Origin of the sequence: Paenibacillus sp. FSL K6-3182 (assembly GCF_037976325.1) — a bacterium.
Lineage (GTDB): Bacteria > Bacillota > Bacilli > Paenibacillales > Paenibacillaceae > Pristimantibacillus.
This window is the reverse complement of record NZ_CP150265.1, coordinates 6,791,071-6,812,419: the sequence shown is the minus strand read 5'-3', so window position 1 is coordinate 6,812,419 and position 21,349 is coordinate 6,791,071. Positions and strand designations below refer to the sequence as shown.

Here is a 21,349-nt window from a genome sequence, read left to right as displayed (position 1 = left end):
TGGTTATAATGAGTATTATGTAAAGGCTTCCAATTTAAAAAATCGTTGAAAAGAGGAATGCATTTGAGCAAACAGTATGACGTAGCGGCATACATATGGCCAGCTTATACAGGGGACGAACCAAGAACTAGGATGTTCTGGCCGGAGGGGATTGGGGAGTGGCAATCGGTCAAGAACGCCGTCAAGAAGTTTCCCGAACATAATTGGCCGCGCAAGCCGCTGTGGGGCTACTGCAACGAAGCGGACCCTTATGTGATGGAGATGCAGATCAACGCGGCGGCGGACCACGGCGTCAATGTATTCATTTACGATTGGTACTGGTACGACAAACGCCCTTTTTTGGAAAATTGCCTCAACGACGGCTATCTAAAGGCAAGAAACAACGATAAAGTGAAATTTTATTTGATGTGGGCTAACCATAGCGTGAATAATACGTGGGATATCCGCTTGTCGCATGATATGGAAGGCGCCATGATCTGGGATGGTGCGGTCGATCGCAAAGAATTCGAGATCATCGCCGAGCGCGTAATTAATCAATATTTTAAGCATCCGTCTTACTACACGATTGATGACAAACCAATTTTCAATATTTATGATCTTGCCAATCTGATGAGAGGTTTGGGCGGTGCCGAGGAAACGAAGGATGCGTTCGGTTGGTTCAGAGCCAAATGCCTCGAAGAAGGCTTGCCCGGCTTACACCTGCAGCTCACTTTGTGGGGTGAACAGAACTTTAATCTCAGCGGCGTTGACGGCGGGGAAAAGGTAACGGCGAAAGAGATCGTAAAGCTGCTTGGCTTCGACAGCTTGACCCACTATCAGTACGTTCATTTCGTGAACGTAGACCGTGATTACAACGAAATCATGGTGGATGTCGTTCAAGAGTGGTCCCGCATTGACGCAGCATACGACATTCCGTATTATCCGCACATCTCGGTTGGCTGGGATAATAATCCGAGGTTTAAGGAACGTGTTCCGCTTGTTGTTCAGAACAATACGCCAGACAACGTTCAGAAGGCGTTTGAACAAGCGAAGCAATATGCGGACGCACATCCAGAGCAACCTCCGCTCATCACGGTGAACAGCTGGAATGAGTGGACGGAGACGAGTTATTTATTGCCGGACGATTTGTACGGGTACGGGTATTTAGAGGCGATTAAGAAAACATTCGTCAAATCGTAAGCGCGGAGAGCTGACCTCCTCTTTGAGGTAATCAGACCCACACGAAGTGGGTCTCTTCTTCGATTTTAAATCATGTCTGCTGGAAGCTTGTCGCTGACAGCTGGCAGCCACGGCAAAGGAAGGTGTAGTAAATACCTTCACTATTTCCGACTTGCTCCATGTCCAGCTGGGCAATGAATACCATTGTTTCCGCACAGCTAGGGCAGGACGGGTATTCAGCATCTTGAATCCAAGTCGGATGCCCTCCAATTTGTGTGGCAGGCACTTCAAGGGCCCAGTAAGAAGCTTCATAACTACCTCTAGGCTGGTCTAACATGTGCAGCAAATGGACAGGCTCTGTATCCTCATAAATCTCTCGAGAAAAATGCTTCGGCAGCTGATTATAGGAACTCCAGCTCATATGGCCCTGATAATCAATTTCCATAAACTGCACACCATAATAAGCTGCGCACCGCATACATGCAGCCAATCGCAAACGTTCACCTTCAAGATTCAGAAATTGCAGAACCGGGTCGAGGAGATTGCAATCAAAAAGCACCTCTATTGGGCCGTCGCACCATGGGCAGGTGTGATTACTGTCCTTGAGCGCAAGCACTGCTTTATTTTCAGTAAATTGATCTTCAACCTTAAATGCATAGCGAACCGAATGGAATAATGTAATCTTGTTTCCCTCATCATCCAGCTCCCAACCGGCCTCATGGGTAAAGCTTTCAGGGGATACATAAAGTTCGCTAGCCCAGCGTGGAGCTGATTTTGCCCAGCTGTCAAACTGACGCACAATCTCTTCATCTCCTATCCAAGCAAGGGCTGACAGTAGATGGTTGCGATTCTCCTTATCGTGATGAATCCGTTCCATGATTTTGTTTCTAATGGAAGGCAGAGCATCTTTGAAAAGAATCCCTGGATAAAAACATTCTTTTTGTATTAACGCATCCAAGCCAAGATGGATGGTTGCCTGAGCGAAGCAAACGAGCGATAACAAAATTTCTTCGGCCTGATCAAGTTCCCCCTCTTCAATAAGTTGTACAGCATACGCCTCCATTTGAGCGACTTCCTTTGGAGTGAGGTTATGATAGAGTTCCTGTTCGCTTTTTGGGTAGGAGAGAAGAACCTCGAGCGGATCATGTTTTTTAGGTGTATGCATGATTTTAAGTATTTCAACGGGTTCGGTAACATCTTTATAAGGATCGACGAATCTACGATTGCGGGCAATATAGTCTTCCTTTTCCAATCGAAGCTTTTTTTGTTGGCAGGGCATACATATTCCGCCTGTCTTGGCTGCGGTAGCTGGTAAAATAGTTGCTACGCAGCCTTCTGTTTGGCAGGGCAGACGTTCCGTCATTAGCTCACCTCTAGAAAAATGGAATTTTGTTTTCTATTTTTATTATCTCTGTCATTGAAAAGGTTGTCACTAGCATTTAACCGAATTATTACGGGAAGAAGCATTATTAATTATCGAATAATGATGGGAGGATTAAGATGCGGGTCAAACGGATCGTCACGAATATTGAAGCGCAGGATATTACCGCTGCAAAACGTTTTTACGAGGATGTACTCGGTCTTGAGTTATGGATGGATCATGGTTGGATTAGAACTTACGGTTCGAGCGAAGAGATGAGCATACAAATTAGTTTTGCCACACAAGGGGGATCTGACACGCCTGTGCCTGATATGTCGATTGAAGTCGATGATATCCAAGCTGCATTTGATGGCATGAAAAAATCTGGGTTTTCAATCGAATATGGCATTGCTGTGGAGCCCTGGGGTGTTCGGCGTTTCTATGTACGCGACCCATTTGATAAGCTTATCAACATTCTTTCTCATGAGCATTGAGGCAAGGCGAAATTTATTGTTTACAGCATGAGATAAACGGATGAAGCCCGCCGACCAACTGGTCAGTGGGCTTTATTTTTATGTGGTGCATAGATGGCAATAACATTCATTCTTCTACTGAATTACTGACCATGAACGGGTGCTTCCTTAAGCTGTGCAAGTATGATCTCTATCGTATTATCAATAAATGATTGTTCGGGGCGTGCTTTCAATATTACCGTTAACCCAATTAACGATACGATTAGCGATTGCGATAAAGCTTTCGCGTTTACTGAAATTTCGAGCTCACCCGATTGTATGCCCCTTTCAATGGTCTCTAGAAATATGACGGACAGGTACATTTGATGTTCTCTTGTGAGAATTTCGAATTTTTCATCATGCGGTGCAAGCTCGACTATCGTATTGATGCTAAAGCATCCACGGTTGCGATTTTCTCCGTATTCCTCAGCAACAACCCCTTCAAAATAATGGCGAAAGGCTTCCTTAACAGAGGAATAGCTCTGAAGCTTGGTTCGAACGAGAGCAGCGCGCGACATCGTATATCTGCGCAGTGCAGCTTCGAATAATTCTTTTTTGTCACCAAAAGCTGAGTATAGGCTAGGTCGTTGAATACCCATTCTGGAAGTTAAATCGCTTAGTGAGGTAGCCTCGTAGCCTTTCTCCCAAAACAGCTGCATAGCTGCATCCAATGCTTTTTCTTCGTCAAATTCGCGGGTTCTTCCCATAGTCAAAACCTCTCGGTATTCTTTATTTTCTAGTGAATGAATCAAATGCAATAGATAATCGCCTTCATTTACGTACCATTTGGTATAGTATTATTTTATAATTAGCGGTTTGCAATGTCAAATGAAAGATCTGTTCTTCACAATATTCGCTTGGTTTTTAACCTAAAACCGTGTGCAAATATTTTTTCATTGACAGAGATCGTTTTTATGCGCTATATTTACCGAGCAATATAACGTACCGATCGGTACACAAAAAAGTTTTTAAAATGAATAAAGAAAAGGTGAGTTTGGAATGGAGGAGCTTAAAGAAAAAGCAGCAATTTATAACAAGGTAAGGATGAATTCATCACAGGGAACAAATAACGATCGCGTTTCCGTTCAGGGTTCCTCCATGTCTCGCTTGGTCACACTGTTGTTTGCGGTTGCCTGCGGGATGTCTGTTGCAAATATCTATTTCGCACAACCGCTGCTCGATCATCTGTCGATGGCATTTGGCATTGGCTATTCAACCATTGGCATTCTGATTACGATCACCCAAATTTTTTATGGGTTGGGATTGTTATTGTTGGTACCGCTTGGAGATTTACTGAACCAGCGCCGACTCATTATCGGTCAGATGTTGTTTTCCGTTATCGCCCTAGTTATCGTTGGGTTCGCCTCCTCCAGCCTGATGCTTTTCGCAGGTATGGCCTTGGTGGGACTGCTTGCTGTTGTAACCCAGACGCTTGTAGCATTCGCAACGAACATAGCTGCTCCTGCCGAAAGAGGACGTGTCGTTGGCGTAGTTACAAGTGGAATTGTCATTGGCATCCTTCTTGCACGAACGATTGCAGGAGTATTAACAGATATAGCGGGTTGGCGTTCCGTATATTTATTTTCTGCAGCATTGATGCTTCTTATGGTTGTTGCGTTATTTAAGGTTTTGCCAAATGTGAAGCGGGAAGTGAAATCTCTGTCCTATCCTGAGCTGCTTAAGTCGGTGTTTATGTTGTTCGTTCAAGAGAGGATCTTACGTATCCGGGCGGTTCTGGCTATGCTGATTTTTACGGCTTTCAGTATATTGTGGACTTCATTAGTACTGCCCCTTAGCGCATCGCCATGGTCACTTTCTCACACCGCCATAGGGGCATTTGGCCTCGTGGGAGCTGTTGGAGCGTTAGCTGCTGCAAGGGCGGGAAAGCTTGCCGATCAAGGTTATGGACAGAAAACGACGGGCATAGCTTTGATTCTATTGCTCCTATCATGGTTGTTAATCAGCTATACAGATCAGTCGCTATTCGCCTTGGTTATTGGCATTGTTCTTCTTGATTTGGCTGTGCAGGCTGTACATGTCACGAATCAGAGCATGATTTTCGCATTGCATGCGGAGGCTCGCAGCCGACTTGCAGCGGGATACATGGTTTTTTACTCCATTGGGGGTGCCGTTGGTTCGATCTCATCGACGCTTACCTATGCCCATTACGGCTGGGACGGAGTATGTTTGCTTGGAGCATCGGTTAGTACATTCGCTCTTCTGTTTTGGGCAATGACGAGGCGTACTGCCTCTACAGCATGAAAATAAATAATTTAAACAGGAGAGATTGATCATGGAAATAGGTATAACTTCGTTTGTAGAAACAAAGCCGGATATTCATACGGGTGCAGTAATAAGTCATGCGCAGCGATTGCGTGAGGTTGTCGAGGAAATTGTCCTTGCCGATCAAGTGGGACTTGATGTATTTGGCGTAGGTGAGCATCATCGGAAAGATTATGCAGCATCTTCACCTGCAGTTGTGCTAGCTGCAGCTGCATCACAGACAAAACGGATTCAGCTAACGAGTGCCGTAACGGTACTTTCTTCATCTGACCCGGTACGTGTTTTTCAGGATTTTGCTACGCTTGATGGTATTTCAAATGGACGTGCGGAGATTATGGCTGGTCGGGGTTCCTTTATCGAATCTTTTCCACTGTTTGGCTATGATTTGAATGACTATGACGAGCTGTTCGAGGAACATCTGGAATTGCTCTTAAAAATACGAGGGTCCGAAAAAGTAACTTGGAAGGGCGGGCACCGGCCTGCGATTCATGATTTAGGCGTATATCCACGGCCTGTTCAAAATTCGTTGCCGATATGGGTAGGCAGCGGAGGCAACCGGGACTCTGCAATTCGTGCTGGACTGCTCGGACTGCCATTGATGCTCGCGATCATTGGCGGAAGCCCGATGCAATTTGAACCACTTATACAGCTTTATAAGAAAGCGGCTGCGCATGCCGGCCATGATGAATCGCACCTTAAAGTGGGGTCTCATTCCATCGGTTTTGTTGCAGAAAATACGGATCTAGCGGCAGATACATTTTTCCCTTCCACGCAAGCAGGCATGAATAAACTGGGGAAAGAGCGGGGCTGGGCGCATTATGACCGTTCCAGCTTTGATGCCGCGCGCAGCTTTGAAGGAGCACTTTATGTGGGTGATCCGGAAACCGTTGCCCAAAAAATTATTCATCTTCGGAAAAATGTAGGCGTTACGCGTTTTATGATGTATGTGCCTTTAAGTACTATGCCGCATGATCAAGTGATGAGAGCCATTGAGCTGCTAGGAACAGAGGTTGCGCCACGCGTCCGAGAGGAAATTGCCAAGTGGGAAGCGGAGACGGAAAAAGAATCATGATTCTGCTGTAGTTATTAAAAAAAATGTAATCAACAAATAAACTGTATTATAGGAGCAATTATTATGAATTTTGAAAGTCGCGTATTGCCAGAATTAAGGCCGGTATTGGCTCAGTTTCCTGGATTTCAGCTGGAAGGAAAATTAGAGTGGAGCCGGAGTTTGTTGTCGAGTTCTCCTATTGAAAAGTCGGAGCATGTACGTTCGACAAGTCGTATGATCCCGGGCGCAGCAGGTGAGATACTGGTCAAAATTTACGAACCTGCCGTGCGAACGATCGCTAAGCTTCCTGCGATGCTGTGGATTCACGGGGGAGGTTATGTAATGGGGCATCCGGACATGGACGATGCTTTGTGTGAACGCTTCGTGCAAGCAGCTAATTGTGTCGTTGTATCTGTCGATTATCGACTTGCTCCTGAGCACCCTTACCCAGCTGCTATCGACGACTGTTATTCAGGCTTGACGTGGATGGCGGACGAAGCAGATTCGCTGGGCATTGATTTGAATCGGATAGCCATTGCCGGTGCAAGCGGGGGCGGGGGTCTGACCGCAGCGCTTGCTATCATGGCTCGTGACAAAGGCGGCCCAGCCCTCATCTTCCAAATGCCGCTGTACCCGATGCTCGACAACCGTAATATTTCGGCATCAAGTCATGAAATTACAGCGGATAATGCAACCTGGAACCGAACGAACAATTTGACAGCTTGGAAAATGTACTTAGGCGAATACCTTGATGATAGCGAGCTATCTTCACATGCAGTTCCGTCGAGGGTGGAAAATCTGGCGGGGTTGCCGCCCACCTATACCTGCATTGGTCAGCTCGATGTATTCCGTGATGAAACAATCGAATATGTCACACGCTTAGCGCAAGCAGGCGTAGACGTCGAGTTTCATTTATATCCCGGCTGTTTTCACAGCTTTGAAATGATCGTTCCACAAGCAGAAGTGAGCCAGCGAGCTAGCCAAAGCTATGTGGATGCGATTGCGAGAGCACTTAATCCTTAATTAAGTAAAGGAACTTTCTCCAGTGGTCAGAATTGACCTGGAAGACTCTTTCCATAAACGAACTTATTCTATCCGCTCTATTACCGACAGCGCGTGCCGATCTCAATCGGTGCGCGCTGTTTCAGTTAAGCTTAAAAATGGTGCAAGAGCTTCTCCCCACAAACAGCTATAATAAATCATTACCTTGCCCGCATCCAACTTAATTTTCTATACTAAAAACAAACAGATGACGTGGTGAGCTTCGGCTCCATATCGAAAGGAGGCTGCGGCTATGCAAAGGACGAGTTGGGAAAAGTGGAATGGTCATAATGGTTCTATTTTCTGGTTAACGGGGTTGTCCGGTTCAGGAAAAACGACGCTTGCTTGCGGGGCGGAGAGTGAGCTGCTGAGGCGTGAGAACAGATGCGTCATCATTGACGGCGATCGATTACGGCAAGGCTTGAATCGGGATCTAGGGTTTACGGAAGAGGCACGACTGGAAAATATGCGCCGTGCAATGGAGATTGCGGATATGTTTCTAGAGAAAGGTTTTGTTGTCCTTGTACCGATGATTTCCCCTTATGAATCGTATCGAAAGCAGATCAAGCAGCGGTTTGGGCCGGAAGATTTTGCAGAAGTGTATGTGAAATGCTCTCTGGAGGAATGCGAACAACGTGATCCCAAGGGCTTATATCGCAAAGCGAGAGCAGGAGAAATAAAGGATTTTACGGGCATTGATTCCCCTTATGAGACGCCGATACAACCTAATATGATCATAGACACGGAGATGTATGGCGAAGCAGATGCTATAAATGCGCTTGTTGCGTACATCGAATCCCGATTGAACAATATCTAGAATAGAGAGGGGGATATATAAATGAGACCGGAAAAAAGTTATACAATATGGTTTTCACAGCGTACAGGGAGTACCCTGCTGAATGAAGCTCTTTCATCAACTGACGTAGCAGGAAATCCTGCGGAATGGCTGCTCTTCAATGATCCCAAGACAATGACGGTGGACAAAATGGAGCAGATGTGGCGGGAAGGTACTTCGTCAAATGGTGTTTTTGGCTTGAAAACAAGTTTGAATAGCGAATGGATCACAGCATTTCGGAACATCTTTCAATTGCCAGAAACGGCGACAAAAGCAAGCGTCTGGCGTGCAGCTTTTCCGAATTGCGATAAACATATCTATATGACGAGAAGAAATAAAGTCCGTTTAGCCGTATCTTGGTGGCGGGCCATCGTATCCGGAGAGTGGCATCGGCAGCATGGCCAAAAACCGCAAGAGCATGATATTGCCGATAAGTATAATTTTGATGCAATCAACCATTTGTTCATCGAAAGCTCGCTTCGGGAAGCGGCGATGGAGGATTTTTTCTCGGAAGAAGGGATCGTTCCACTTACGATCGTTTATGAAGATTTTATTCTCGATTATGAAGGAACAGTGCTGAGGGTGCTGGATTTTCTGAACATTCAGTCCGAATCGGTGGAGGTTGCTCCGCCAGCTTTTGATAAGTTAGCAGATGATGTGGCAGAGCAGTGGGTGCAGCGTTACCGTCAAGAGAGACAAGCGGGAAGCGAAACAAAAGTGTGGTAATCACGATTAATTGATGTCTTAGCTCCTAGTATAGGCGCAAGCATTCGCGGTTTTCCGCTAACGCTCGGATACAAGCAACCGCGATATAGCAAGACGGAGCTGCAGCCGCAGCCCCGATTTAAGAATGATTAAGATACCTCTGGAATCTGAGCAATTAACACTTTGACACCTTTGTTCTCAATATCCTCAATAGCCGTTATGCTGGCTTCACTATCGGTAATTAATAGATCCATATCGGTAATGGGGCCTTCTTTGGCAAAAAAATCGACCCCTAGCTTCTCATGAGGAGCTAGACAAATTCGTTTTCTAGAAATTTCGACCGCCGTTCGTCCTAATGAAGCCACTTCCGGTGAGGAGGTGCTTACCCCGTTTTTGGAAATTCCGCCCCCAGCAGCGAAGCACAGATCTAAAGTGAATTGTCTAAGAAACTGATTAGCGAGTGTATCGGAAATGTTTCCGGAGCTCTTCACTTTGCCGCCTATCAAATAAACATCAATAGCTTCACGATCCTTCAACGCATCAGCAACTCTGATTGCATTCGTAACCACCGTAAAAGGTACCTCAGGAAGAAACTTTAACATGCCGTAATGGATGCCTGCACTGCCTATAAATACAGTATCCTTTTCTTGTATAAAAGAAGCTGCTAATTTCGATATGGCATCTTGATGCGGGGAAGCCTCTTTATAACGAAGGTCTGGCGGGAGCGGGGCGCTGCGGACTTTAGAAGCTGGTATTGCGCCGCCATGCGTACGTTTGAGCAGCCCTTTCTCCTCCATAATCGATAGATCTCTTCGGATGGAATCAATCGACAATTCAAACCTATCCGCGAGTTCCTTGGCGAGTACTCTGCCGTTTTTTTGCAGCAGCTCAATAATCTTGTCACGACGCTCATCGGTAAACAAATCGAATCGCCTCCTCTGGATTTTATAACCAGTTACAATTCCATGTTATTCGGTTTTATTCGGTTTTGTCAATCATTTTTATTCATGATAATTCTGTTTTGTTCACGTTTAAGTTGAGAGGTAGCCATTCCTGTAGTTGGTCCGCTCATTTCAGTCGGAGAGGAGCGATTGACGTTTGATATATCTCCGATGAATCCTGATAATGTAAGGCTAGTAGGCTGGAAGCATATAAAAGGCCCGCAGAAGGGTGATTTACCGCCAAACTGGGAACATATTTTAAAAAGATAAGGTACAAATTTGAGCTTTATAGATGACTAACTATACCGATAGAGGTGTACTTGCATAGTTTGAAGTAGACCTATATCAACATTACTAAGAAAAGGAATGTGATTCGAAGTGGAAAGAAGAAAAAGAGCTCGTATAAGCGCAATTCTTCCTACTGTAGATGAACCATTTAATGACTTTAGTCAACCGGTTGATTCTACTTTTGAGCCTGGTTTTGAAAGAGCAGGGTCTATGTTTAGTCGAATCGGCGGTATTGATGGAATCATGTCCATGATGGGAAGAATGCAGCAGTTGTTTGGCTTCGTTCAACAGATCCCTCCTACTTTCAAAGTAGTTGGTTCATTTTTTGGACCAAAGGCAACCGTCAGCAATCTATCCAGAAAACCAGCAAGAATAAAAAATAAAAAATACGACGCAAAATCACGGACAGCCGCAACTTCGCGTCGCACGACAAAAAACAGATAGAGTAACGTAGAGCAATCCTTTTATTAAAAGCCATAAAAAAAGGTTAATCATAGCGATTTAATTTAATCTCCCATCTAACTTGCGAGTTCGCTTTTTCGCGAGAATAGTTGGGTGTTTTCTTTGATTTAATCCCTAGCTCACTGCTATTGCTTCATTTTGCTCAAATGCTTTGGCTTTAATCTAGCGATGATAGGCAGCGTCAGCAGCAATACGAAGCTGGAAGTCCCGTACACGAAAATTAAAGAGGTCGCTTCTTTCAGAAACCCTGAGCAAAACGTACCAATTAACATAAATCCGATAAATACAGGAACCATTACTCCGTTAACTCGGCCAACGTATTCATCCTGTACGGATTTGATAAATAGCATATTAAGCAGTACTTGCAGCACGGTATAAAATAAACCGACCAGCAGATGGAATGATGCGGTTAACCAAACGTAAGTGGAAAGCGCCTGAACGAGCACTCCCGTCGCCGTTACAATAATAACAACGGTAAATATTTTCCGAGTTTCGAAACGATTGCCAATAGAAGCAGCTATTAATCCCCCAGCTAGCATCCCGACTCCGTATAACATACTGAACCATTGCAAATTCTCTTTCGGCAATTGCAGTCTTTCCGTCAATATAAATACATCAAGTGGTTGAATAAGTCCCCAAGACAGGCCATCAATAGCAAACCATACGGCTATAACAACCAATATTCTATTTTGACGGAGGTAGATCATGCCCTCTTTAATTTCTTTCAGAACAGAGCTGTTTTCTTTTTTCTCTTCACGGGTCTGTTTAGGAAGAAACGAAAGAAAGGAGGCAGAAAGGGCGAATAGGATCAATAAGCTGTATAAGGACACCTTAAGTCCAAAATTAACGTAAATAGCGGTACCGATGACAGGCCCAACAATCATGAAAATCGAGTTCATGCTTTGCGTTAAACCAACAGCTGCTCCAACATGCTGCGGTTCGACATAACGTTTAATAAGCTTAATGGATGATGGCTGAGAGAACTGTGTAATAATAGTTGATACGAAAGTGGCTATATAAATAGCTGGCCAGAAGCCTAGATCCAAAACGCCAATGATGAGCAAAATAGATACGATACTTAATAAGTCAGCTATAATCATCGTTTTTTTGGGATTCCACCGATCAACGAGTGCCCCGCCTACAAGGGCAACAGCAAAGATAGGAAAATATTCGATAACCGTCAGCATCGACACAGCGACCGGGTCATTATTTGATTTTTCCAATACAAAAAAGAGCAAAGCAATGTTCCGTATCCATGTACCTATATTTTGCAATAAATCAGAAGCGGTAACTAATAAATAAACGCGATTACTAAATAATGTTTTCATATGGTTTCACCTATTATGTTTCTATAAATTTAATTCCATGACCATTCCGACAACCGGCCCGTCTGCATCAATCTCACCGTTTAAGCGGAATCCAAAATGTTCATAAAGCTGTTGAGCACGCGAATTATGTTGATGGAGGCTCAAATAAATGGTTCGGCTTTCATATAAGTGCTGTAAATATTCGAGTAGTATGGGGATAAAACGTTTGGCATATCCGTTTCCTTGGAAGCGGTGATCAATCATAAAGCGGTCCAGCCACACACTCTTGTTCACGTTGTTTTGCCAGCCGTACATCGCATAGCCGACTAAGGTTTCCCCATCATATAATGCAAGCGATGCTGCGTTTTTCTCAAATAAACATTCGGCTAAAGAAAAGGCGTTGCTTTCGATAAATGGTTGCTGCTCCTTGGACACCGATAATGCGGCTACAGCGCGCCAGTTTTCTGTTGTTACTTTACAAAAATGAAGACTCATTCTGTTCACTCGCTTTCTTTTGCAGTAAATTTCAATACTCATGAAACTATTTTTGTTTTTGTAGTTTTCTAGCTGTTTAAAAAAAGAATAAAAGCGTTGGCTTTTATTCTCCCTTTGAAGCTCTAGGTACTAGTCCAAATAGAATAATATCGACAATGGTGGATAAAGCTTCGGAAAGCGTAATATCATTTTTTTGATAAAAGCGTTGATCGAGTGTTGAGTTTGCTGCGTCGATCATTAGCTTCATAATGACAGATATATTTTTGTTAACTATAATGCCTTCGTGAATGCCTTGTTCAATGACGCTGCGCAATGCATCCCAGTCATCGGTCAGCGCATCATCAATTTTTTTCCATTGCTCTGGGTAGTAACGCTTCATTTGCTCCAGTATCCGTATATCATATAATTCATAATGTTTTGTTAGAAGGGTTACAATACCTCTGATTTTCTCAATAATCGATAAGCTTGCATCTTGTGTGATCAGAGCTGTTTTCTCATCGAATTCACCTAAAGTTTGCGCAATGAGTGCTTCCAAAATACTTACTTTAGAAGGGAAATGCTCGTACAATGTCCGTTTGCTAATCCCTAGCCGAGAGGCCAAATCGTCCATTGTAAATTTGATTCCTTTATCATGAATCTCTTCGATAAATGCTTTCATAATTCGATCTATCAAGAACAGACCCCCTGAGAGAAAACTTTAGACTTGAGAAAACTAAAAAAACTAGAATAGTTTTATATGATAATATTAACCACTTGCCTTGCTATTGTCAATCGCGAACTGCGCTTTGGAGAGCTGCATTTGATTATTGGAGTTTAAGAGAAAGAGGGAATGGGTTGAACATGTATAAAAAAAGGCCACGATAATCACATGGAGGATACCGTGGCAACGATGGGTTCAGATGAAGTTAATTAAATCAAAATTGGTTTATTTGATAATGGCAGCGGGGCAGGTTTGCCTATTAAATAACCCTGAGCAAGAGTGATCTGCTGCGTTTTACAGAAATCGAGCTCTTCTTTCCGTTCCACTCCTTCTGCTAAAACCGTAGCGCCAAACGATCTCGCACTTCGCACGATGTCTGCAATGAGCTTCTGTTTCTTATCGTTGCTATCGCAGTGGCTTACCAATTCACGATCTATTTTTACAAAATGGGGCTTGAGCTCTTCCAAAACGTCTAACGTAGAAAATCCAGATCCAACATCATCCAGTGCAACTTGAATACCGTGCTCTTTGTATACATTAAAAATGTTTTTTAAATGCAACACATCCGAAATCTTTTCCGTTTCTACGACTTCAAAAACAAAATCCTGCGGGTCCTGCTCATATTGCTCAATCGCCTCAAAGGTATGACTTAAGCAATAATTAGGATTATAAATGGATGAAGGTAAAAAGTTTATGAACCGTTTTGTTCCCTTTTTGAGGTGCATAGCACTGACTTGAATCGCTGAAATACGGGCAGAGCGATCAAGAAAAGAATGCAGGCCAGTTTGCTGTGCAACCTGAAATAGTTCATAAGGTTGGAAGGCAGGTTGCCCTTCGGCAGGGCGCATGAGAAACTCATAGGCGAAAATGTTTTGGCTATCGATATCCATAATGGGCTGCATAAAACTTGTAAAATGATTATCAGCTATCATATGGACGAGGTGATGGTGATGAATGCGTGCGGCAAATAGGTTGAGAGGGAGACGATAGGGAGTCAAAGCAGAGCTTGTCTCTCCTACGTTCCCAAATTCGATTTGAACAGATGATTGCTCTTCCGGACTCAATTGCTGCAACAGCTTATTCAAATACTCCAAAAGCTGTTCTTTGGATGTGTATTGTATCTGTTCGGATTTCTGCGGGGTAACGAGTTTTATCTTACCTTGGTCTTGAATAGGGGGGACAAGCTCACAATTTTGACAACTCATGATGGCACCGCCTAACCCGAAATATGTTAAAAATTTCATGTTAATTATATCAAAATTATCGAATCGTGTCGAAGTTCATGAACAATTTAATCCCACATTGAGTTGTAGGGCCTATAACGTTTATAATAAAACGATAATATTCCAAAAGAAAAGGTGTCATTCATGAGCATATTAAACGTAGAACGACTAAGCCACGGCTTTGGAGATCGCGCGATCTTCAACGACGTATCCTTCCGCCTGCTTAAAGGCGAGCATATTGGACTGATCGGCGCTAACGGCGAGGGCAAGTCCACTTTTATGAACATTATTACAGGCAAGCTGCAGCCTGACGACGGCAAGGTTGAATGGTCGAAGCGCATGCGCGTAGGTTATCTCGATCAGCATGCGGTTCTCAGCAAAGGAATGACGATGCGGGACGTGCTGAAGGGAGCTTTTCAGTACCTGCTCGATATGGAACAAGAAATGAACGATATGTACGGCAGAATGGGCGATGTGACGCCAGAGGAACTCGAGCAAATGCTTGAGGATGTTGGAACGATTCAGGATACGCTGACGAATCAGGATTTCTATTTGATTGACGCGAAAATTGACGAAACGGCTCGTGGTCTTGGCCTTACGGATATTGGTCTCGATAAGGACGTTAATGATTTGAGCGGAGGGCAGCGGACGAAGGTGCTTCTAGCGAAGCTGCTGCTGGAGAAGCCGGACATTTTGCTTCTCGATGAGCCGACGAACTATCTCGATGAGCAGCATATCGAATGGCTGAAGCGTTACTTGCAAGAGTACGAGAATGCATTCATTCTCATTTCACATGATATTCCGTTCCTTAACAGTGTAATTAACCTCATTTATCATATGGAGAATCAAGAGCTGAACCGCTATGTGGGCGATTATGAATACTTCCAACAGGTTCATGAAATGAAAAAGCAGCAGCTTGAATCGGCATATAAGCGTCAGCAGCAGGAAATAGCTGATTTGAAGGACTTCGTAGCACGCAACAAAGCGAGCGTAGCGACGCGGAACATGGCGATGTCGAGACAGAAGAAGCTCGATAAGATGGAAGTCATTGAAATTGCGAAGGAAAAGCCGAAGCCGCAGTTCAACTTCAAGGACGGAAGAACCTCGGGCAAGCTCATATTTGAGACGAAGGAGCTTGTTATCGGATATGACAGTCCGTTGTCGAGACCGCTTGATCTTCGTATGGAACGCGGTCAGAAGATTGCTCTCGTAGGGGCGAACGGTATTGGTAAAACGACGCTGCTTCGCAGTATTTTAGGCGAAATTCCAGCTATATCGGGTACGGTACAGCGCGGGGAGCATCAGCAAATCGGATATTTCCAACAGGAAATTAAGGATGCAAACTACAATACGTGTATTGAGGAAGTGTGGAAGGAGTTCCCTTCACTCTCCCAATTCGAAGTACGGGCGGCACTCGCGAAATGCGGGCTGACGACCAAGCATATTGAAAGCAAAATTGCGGTGCTTAGCGGCGGCGAGAAGGCGAAGGTTCGCCTTTGCAAGCTGATCAACAGCGAAACAAACCTGTTAGTCCTGGATGAGCCGACCAATCACTTGGATGTCGATGCGAAGGATGAGCTGAAACGTGCGCTTAAGGCGTACAAAGGCAGCATTTTGCTTATCTCTCACGAACCAGAATTTTACCGCGATGTTGTAACCGATACATGGAACTGTGAATCATGGACGACGAAGGTATTTTAATTCGTCTAATATAGCCAAAAAGAGGAGACGAGCCTGCAGGCTCGTCTCCTCTTTTGCGTAGGGCAGGTGAAACCATTTCGCTGGTTCATTAAGGCGAGAGTAGACAAGGCTGCATACAGATGCTAGGTTTAAAGCGGATGGATTTGACCTAGGATATTTGGATAAGGCCAGATTAATTCTTTTATTATATTAAGCAAAGTAGGTTTAAAAGAATGAATAATAGCGATCAGCCGATTTACCGATTTAGCGAAGCGCCGATTTGGGAGCTGCAGCGCGCTTATTTTGAAGAGCAGGGCATCGAGGCGTGGCAAAATGATGAAGTGCCGCAGTACATTACGAACAATCCTGTGATCGCGTCTGCTTATGCGGAGATCATATTTGGGTTTTTACAGGATAGAGCAAGGTTAGGCGGCATATCGGAGGAACCGATTACGATCCTTGAGCTTGGAGCAGGCTCGGGTAGACTAGCCTTTCAAGTGTTGACGGCATTATGTGAGTTGATAGATTTTGCAGGTATGGAGCTTCCGCCGTTTCGTTACATCATGAGTGATTTGCCAGTCAAAAATATTGCCTATTGGCAGCAGCATGAACGCTTACAGCCATTTGTCCAGCAAGGAATACTCGATTTCGCTAAGTTTGACGCGGTACGTGATACAGAGCTTCGATTGACGGAATCGAGCGTCACGATAAAGCAGGCAGACCTGAAGGAGCCGCTGCTGCTTGTTGCCAATTATTTTTTTGACAGCATTCCGCAGGAGCTCATTTATGTGGATGAAGGTCATACTTTTGAATGTAAAGTGTCCTTCGCGGTACCTGCTGCTGAGGAGGATGGCAGAGATGTATCGGACATGCTGGTGAGCATAGAACCCGAGTATCATTACCGAAGAGCAGCCGAGTATGAAGAGCAATCGTATCCTTATCGGAATGTGATTGAGCTGTATAAGCAGCAGCTTGAGGATTCGCATATCCTCTTCCCGGAGATTGGGATGGATTGTCTTGAACGGCTTGGACGGTTATCACAAGCGGGATTTGTGCTGCTTACAGCCGATAAAGGCGATCACCGAATGGAGAACTGGGCATTTGCTGAGCCGCCCGAGCTGATTCATCACGGCAGCTTTTCGCTCACGGCCAATTATCATGCTATACAGCATGTTTTTGAACAAAAAGGCGCATTGTCCTATTTTACTAACCATCATTATAAAAATTTGAATGTCGGCTGCATCATCATGCTGGAGAAGCCAGCGACCTATGCGAACACACGCTTAGCTTATCGTCGTTTTGTTGAACGTTTTGGACCGGATGATTTCTTTAGCTTGAAGTTATGGTTTGATGAGCATTTGGAGTCGCTAGAGCTTTATTCTATTTTACCTTTCTGGCGACTCAGCCGCTACGATGCGCAATTGTTCATTCAAAGCGCTGAGCGCATACAGTCGCTGCTGCCAGATAGCAGCGACGAAGAAGCCGATGATCTTCGGCGGGGCATGCAAATGATGTGGGCGAGCTATTATCCGATGAATGAACAGCACCATTTGGCTTTGGCATGCGGAAGTCTGCTTTATGAGCTGGAGTTGTATGCGGATGCGAGGCTATATTTGGAGCGTTCGATGGAGGCTGGCAAGACTAATGCGGATGCACTCTACAAGCTGGCGATTTGCTGCTATGAAGAGGGCGAAGAGCCAGAAGCATTGCAATATGCGCATCAAGTTTTGGCGATGGAGCCAGAACATGAGGAAGCAAAGTCGTTGTTGACTGCCATCAATAGGAGGAGCAGCCTTTTTCAATGTTCCTCGCACGTCGAATTGGCGTAATAAGCACATATGTGTGCTTACGGACGAGCCACATAGGCTATTTTGAGGCTGTAAGCGCAAATGTGTGCTTACAGCCATTTTTCGTTGTTGCGCACACGTCGAATTGGCGTAATAAGCACGTATGTGTGCTTACGGACGAGCTACCTAGGCTATATTGAGGCTGTAAGCGCAAATGTGTGCTTACAGCCATTTTTCATTGTTGCGCACACGTCGAATTGGCGTAATAAGCACGTATATGTGCTTACGGACGAGCTATATAGGCTATATTGAGGCTGTAAGCGCAAATGTGTGCTTACAGCCATTTTTCATTGTTGCGCACACTTCGAATTGGCGTAATAAGCACATATGTGTGCTTACGGACGAGCTACCTAGGCTATATTGAGGCTGTAAGCGCAAATGTGTGCTCAAGGACGATCAACATATACTGTTTTGTGGCTGGAAGCACATATGTGTGCTTCCAGCTTTTTCGTTACTGGTCTGGTCATTTCTCTGACTGAGGCTGCATGCGGTAATGTTTTGGACTGGTGCCATAGAAGGCGCTGAAATGACGAGTAAAAGGATGGATAGAGGCATAACCAAGCTTCTCGGCAATGGCGGTAACGCTCAACTCGCTTTCGAGCAAGAGATGGGAAGCGCGTCTCATGAGCAGCTTGTGATGGTAGGCTTTAGGCGTGAGTCCGGTTTCTCTTAGAAACAAAGCATGAAAGTAGGTTCGCTTCAGCCCGCAAAATTCCCACCATGTCTCGACGGACTCGCGTTTCTCAGGATGAGCATTTAGATGCGTGAGCAAGCGGACGATGCGATAATCGGTAGGCTGGTGCGTATGAATCGTATTGTACCAGTTCAGAATCCAAGCATAGAGCAAGCTGTTCATCATCTCTGTTCGGTAAAATTGCGAATCATTATACAGCTTAGCGAGCATTAAGAAGGAATCGTACAGCTCTGGATAAGGCTGCAAGGAAAATACGCATGGCAGGCTGTCGAGTTCATCACATGCCATGGAAGGGGCGACGGTATTCAGCTCGAACGGCTCCGGGGCGTAGATGAACGTTCGATTGGCAGAGACGGGATCACTCTGATTCCAGAGATCACAATACAAATTGTAGGAGGACAGCGGATGGTCGGATGAAATATGGAAGGCGTGAGGCTGCTCTGGCCTAAGAAAGATTAGCGTTCGATTGTTGATAGGGTATTTCTTGCCGTCAATCTCCATTTCTCCGGGACCATCAGTAAATAAATGAAAGGCATAAACGCTGCAAATACGCAGCTTCTCATTGGAGCTGCCATCGTAAAGGTAATACATGGAATCTCCGACATGAGGCGTGATCTCGTTCAGCTTCTTCAAGCGAACACCCTTTTCTTTGGTATATTCATATAAAATTTAGCGGATGAATTGTCAACTTAATGGATGTCTGATCAAATACACGTTCCTGTATAGATGATACAATAACAAAAATATTGGGGAATGAACAGCAATAGCTGATGTGGATCAATTAACAACATAAATCTTTTCTTTAGCTTCATTAACGATTGCGTGTACATGGAGGAATGCCTTTGAGATTTAAAGATAAGGTTGTGCTTATAACCGGCGGCGGTTCTGGTATCGGCGAGGAAAGCGCACGGTTGTTCGCGGCAGAGGGCGCACAAGTCGTAATAGCGGATTGGAATGAGCATGAAGGGCAGCGCGTGGCTGATGAAATCAATAAACAACAAGGAATCTTGAAAGGGCTTCCATATAGAAGTGCGCGGGCAATGCAGACGGATGTATCGCGTGAGAGTGCGGTTGAAGCGCTTATGAAAGAAACGGTTCAGACATTCGGCAAGCTCGATGTTCTGTATAACAATGCAGCGGTTATACTGCCAAAGCCGCTTGAGGAAATCGATGAGCAGTCATTTGACCATGTTCTTGCGGTAAATGTGAAGGGCGTGTATTTGATGATCAAGCACGCGATTCCGCTATTGCGGCAGACCAAAGGCGCGATTGTGAATATGGCTTCGCTGAACGGTCTTATCGGGCAGCGGAATAATCCGATTTATGCTGCTTCCAAAGGTGCCGTTATTGCGCTGACGAAGTCATTGGCGCTCGATTTTGCAGCGGATGGTGTAAGAGTCAACTGTGTGTGTCCGGCGGGTGTGATGACGCCTTTACTGGAAGATTGGCTGAGACAGCAGCCTGATCAAGCAGCAGCGCTGGATGCGCTGAATGCGATGCATCCGCTTGGCCGATCAGCAACCTCGGAGGAGATCGCGCAGTCGGTACTGTATTTGGCTTCCCAGCAAGCGGCTTTCATAACGGGTGTAGCTCTTCCGGTTGAGGGTGGAGCTTCGCTAGGCTATTAAACAAAAGGAAGGGAGTACAAATGATGAAAATCACAAAAGTGGAAACATTCGTTCTTCATGTCCCCATCGACCCGCCAATAACGGATGCGATTAATGTGGCGACGCACTGGGGACTGTCAGGCGTTCGGATCTTTACAGATGAAGGTTACGTCGGATACGGCTACACAGGAACCTGCGCCCATGGCGATGATATGATCGTCGACACGATTGAACGTTATTACGCTCCGGAGTTGATCGGCAAGGACCCTTTTATGGTAAAGGAGATTTGGGAAACGCTGCGGTATGGCAAAATGCACTGGATCGGACGGGCAGGCATTACGCATATGGCGCTTGCTGCTGTGGATATTGCGTTATGGGACATTATGTCGAAGGCGTCCAATAAGCCGTTATGGCAGTACCTTGGCGGACATAAATCAAAAGGCATTAAAGCCTATAACACGAACGGCGGCTGGTTGAACTGGTCGAAGGAGCGTTTGCTGAAGGATGTCACGGACATTATCGAGCAGGGGTTTACAGGGGTGAAAATTAAAGTTGGCAAGTCCGATCCACATGAAGATTATGACCGAGTGAAGGCGGTGCGCAAAGCGATTGGCGATCAGGTGATCTTTATGATCGACGTCAATCAGCAATGGAATATTAATACGGCGATGACTTGGGGCAAGAAGCTGGAGGAATTTGATTTATTTTGGCTGGAGGAGCCGCTTAATCCTGATGATATTTTAGGTCACAAGAAGCTGGCTGATGCACTAAATGTTCCGATTGCACTCGGTGAGCATGTGTACTCGAAATATGCGTTCCGTGATTATATTCATCAAGGCGCTATCGAATATTGTCAGGTTGATGTTACGCGGGTAGCGGGTATTACGGAGTGGCTGCAGGTCGCGGGGCTGGCCGCTTCGTACGACATACCAATATGCCCGCATGTCGGCGATATGGGACAAATTCACCAGCATTTGGTGGCGGCTACGCCGGGGGCAATGATGCTTGAGTATATCCCTTGGATCAGAACGATCTTTGTTGAACCGGCAACCGTCAAGAATGGACAATATGTGCTGCCGGAGCTGCCGGGCGCTTCCACTGAAATCATTCCTAAATATTTTAATGAATTCCGTATTCGATAGATAGCAGGGAAATTGACA

Annotated in this window: 20 protein-coding genes; 12 read left to right on the top strand and 8 right to left on the bottom strand. The window is 45.1% G+C overall.

All coding sequences use genetic code 11. The features are described from left to right. The first annotated feature begins 63 nt into the window (after nucleotides 1-63). Entirely contained in the window at nucleotides 64-1,179 is a 1,116-nt protein-coding gene (locus MHH56_RS29820) for a glycoside hydrolase family 99-like domain-containing protein (protein ID WP_339205238.1), read from the top strand. 70 nt (nucleotides 1,180-1,249) lie between these two features. Here the strand turns inward: MHH56_RS29820 and MHH56_RS29815 are convergent, their stop codons facing one another. Further along, nucleotides 1,250-2,521 carry a DUF1963 domain-containing protein gene (locus MHH56_RS29815; RefSeq protein ID WP_339205237.1) on the bottom strand — a complete coding sequence of 424 codons (1,272 nt, stop codon included), beginning with the start codon at nucleotides 2,519-2,521 and terminating at the stop codon, nucleotides 1,250-1,252. A 137-nt stretch (nucleotides 2,522-2,658) separates the two neighbouring features. Between MHH56_RS29815 and MHH56_RS29810 the strand changes: the two genes are divergently transcribed. Further along, nucleotides 2,659-3,012: a VOC family protein gene (locus MHH56_RS29810; protein ID WP_339205236.1), complete on the top strand. Its 354-nt coding sequence runs from the start codon at nucleotides 2,659-2,661 to the stop codon at nucleotides 3,010-3,012. 122 nt (nucleotides 3,013-3,134) lie between these two features. Here the strand turns inward: MHH56_RS29810 and MHH56_RS29805 are convergent, their stop codons facing one another. Next, nucleotides 3,135-3,737, bottom strand: coding sequence for a TetR/AcrR family transcriptional regulator (locus MHH56_RS29805; protein ID WP_339205235.1), 603 nt, complete (start codon nucleotides 3,735-3,737; stop codon nucleotides 3,135-3,137). Between the two features lie 337 nt (nucleotides 3,738-4,074). On the opposite strand from MHH56_RS29805, the gene MHH56_RS29800 reads away from it, so the two are divergent. The 5 genes from MHH56_RS29800 to MHH56_RS29780 all read left to right on the top strand — a co-directional run bounded on the left by MHH56_RS29800 (nucleotide 4,075) and on the right by MHH56_RS29780 (nucleotide 8,966). Continuing rightward, nucleotides 4,075-5,292 carry an MFS transporter gene (locus tag MHH56_RS29800; RefSeq protein ID WP_339209773.1) on the top strand — a complete coding sequence of 406 codons (1,218 nt, stop codon included), beginning with the start codon at nucleotides 4,075-4,077 and terminating at the stop codon, nucleotides 5,290-5,292. Nucleotides 5,293-5,323: 31 nt separating this feature from the next. Beyond that, complete coding sequence (locus tag MHH56_RS29795; protein ID WP_339205234.1) at nucleotides 5,324-6,385, top strand: LLM class flavin-dependent oxidoreductase; 1,062 nt, start codon at nucleotides 5,324-5,326, stop codon at nucleotides 6,383-6,385. 63 nt (nucleotides 6,386-6,448) lie between these two features. Next, the gene (locus tag MHH56_RS29790) at nucleotides 6,449-7,387 is read left to right on the top strand and encodes an alpha/beta hydrolase (protein WP_339205233.1); all 939 of its coding nucleotides are present in this window, start codon (nucleotides 6,449-6,451) and stop codon (nucleotides 7,385-7,387) included. Between the two features lie 271 nt (nucleotides 7,388-7,658). Further along, nucleotides 7,659-8,222, top strand: a complete 564-nt coding sequence (gene cysC, locus MHH56_RS29785; protein ID WP_339205231.1) for an adenylyl-sulfate kinase — start codon at nucleotides 7,659-7,661, stop codon at nucleotides 8,220-8,222. Nucleotides 8,223-8,243: 21 nt separating this feature from the next. After that, nucleotides 8,244-8,966 carry a Stf0 family sulfotransferase gene (locus MHH56_RS29780; protein WP_339205230.1) on the top strand — a complete coding sequence of 241 codons (723 nt, stop codon included), beginning with the start codon at nucleotides 8,244-8,246 and terminating at the stop codon, nucleotides 8,964-8,966. A gap of 128 nt (nucleotides 8,967-9,094) precedes the next feature. Here the strand turns inward: MHH56_RS29780 and MHH56_RS29775 are convergent, their stop codons facing one another. Continuing rightward, a complete protein-coding gene (locus MHH56_RS29775) occupies nucleotides 9,095-9,868 on the bottom strand; it encodes a DeoR/GlpR family DNA-binding transcription regulator (protein ID WP_339205229.1) in 774 nt (257 codons plus the stop codon). 396 nt (nucleotides 9,869-10,264) lie between these two features. Between MHH56_RS29775 and MHH56_RS29770 the strand changes: the two genes are divergently transcribed. Further along, nucleotides 10,265-10,618 carry a hypothetical protein gene (locus MHH56_RS29770; protein ID WP_076270337.1) on the top strand — a complete coding sequence of 118 codons (354 nt, stop codon included), beginning with the start codon at nucleotides 10,265-10,267 and terminating at the stop codon, nucleotides 10,616-10,618. 143 nt (nucleotides 10,619-10,761) lie between these two features. On the opposite strand, the gene MHH56_RS29765 is transcribed toward MHH56_RS29770, so the two are convergent. From MHH56_RS29765 to MHH56_RS29750, 4 genes are all read right to left on the bottom strand, one after another. After that, nucleotides 10,762-11,964, bottom strand: coding sequence for an MFS transporter (locus tag MHH56_RS29765; protein ID WP_339205228.1), 1,203 nt, complete (start codon nucleotides 11,962-11,964; stop codon nucleotides 10,762-10,764). 21 nt (nucleotides 11,965-11,985) lie between these two features. After that, nucleotides 11,986-12,438 carry a GNAT family N-acetyltransferase gene (locus tag MHH56_RS29760; protein ID WP_339209772.1) on the bottom strand — a complete coding sequence of 151 codons (453 nt, stop codon included), beginning with the start codon at nucleotides 12,436-12,438 and terminating at the stop codon, nucleotides 11,986-11,988. A gap of 103 nt (nucleotides 12,439-12,541) precedes the next feature. Continuing rightward, on the bottom strand, nucleotides 12,542-13,111 hold the full coding sequence (locus tag MHH56_RS29755) for a TetR/AcrR family transcriptional regulator (RefSeq protein ID WP_339205227.1): 570 nt from the start codon (nucleotides 13,109-13,111) through the stop codon (nucleotides 12,542-12,544). Between the two features lie 236 nt (nucleotides 13,112-13,347). Next, nucleotides 13,348-14,382: an EAL domain-containing protein gene (locus tag MHH56_RS29750; RefSeq protein WP_339205226.1), complete on the bottom strand. Its 1,035-nt coding sequence runs from the start codon at nucleotides 14,380-14,382 to the stop codon at nucleotides 13,348-13,350. A 123-nt stretch (nucleotides 14,383-14,505) separates the two neighbouring features. On the opposite strand from MHH56_RS29750, the gene MHH56_RS29745 reads away from it, so the two are divergent. Both MHH56_RS29745 and MHH56_RS29740 read left to right on the top strand, forming a co-directional pair. After that, nucleotides 14,506-16,062 (top strand): ABC-F family ATP-binding cassette domain-containing protein, encoded by a 1,557-nt coding sequence (locus MHH56_RS29745; protein ID WP_339205224.1) that lies wholly within the window; start codon nucleotides 14,506-14,508, stop codon nucleotides 16,060-16,062. Nucleotides 16,063-16,274: 212 nt separating this feature from the next. Next, the gene (locus MHH56_RS29740; protein WP_339205223.1) at nucleotides 16,275-17,870 is read left to right on the top strand and encodes an SAM-dependent methyltransferase; all 1,596 of its coding nucleotides are present in this window, start codon (nucleotides 16,275-16,277) and stop codon (nucleotides 17,868-17,870) included. A 481-nt stretch (nucleotides 17,871-18,351) separates the two neighbouring features. Here the strand turns inward: MHH56_RS29740 and MHH56_RS29735 are convergent, their stop codons facing one another. Beyond that, nucleotides 18,352-19,215, bottom strand: a complete 864-nt coding sequence (locus tag MHH56_RS29735) for an AraC family transcriptional regulator (RefSeq protein WP_339205222.1) — start codon at nucleotides 19,213-19,215, stop codon at nucleotides 18,352-18,354. Nucleotides 19,216-19,424: 209 nt separating this feature from the next. Between MHH56_RS29735 and MHH56_RS29730 the strand changes: the two genes are divergently transcribed. Next, the gene (locus tag MHH56_RS29730) at nucleotides 19,425-20,210 is read left to right on the top strand and encodes a glucose 1-dehydrogenase (RefSeq protein ID WP_339205221.1); all 786 of its coding nucleotides are present in this window, start codon (nucleotides 19,425-19,427) and stop codon (nucleotides 20,208-20,210) included. Between the two features lie 20 nt (nucleotides 20,211-20,230). Then, a complete protein-coding gene (locus MHH56_RS29725; protein ID WP_339205220.1) occupies nucleotides 20,231-21,331 on the top strand; it encodes a mandelate racemase/muconate lactonizing enzyme family protein in 1,101 nt (366 codons plus the stop codon). Nucleotides 21,332-21,349: the final 18 nt, after the last annotated feature.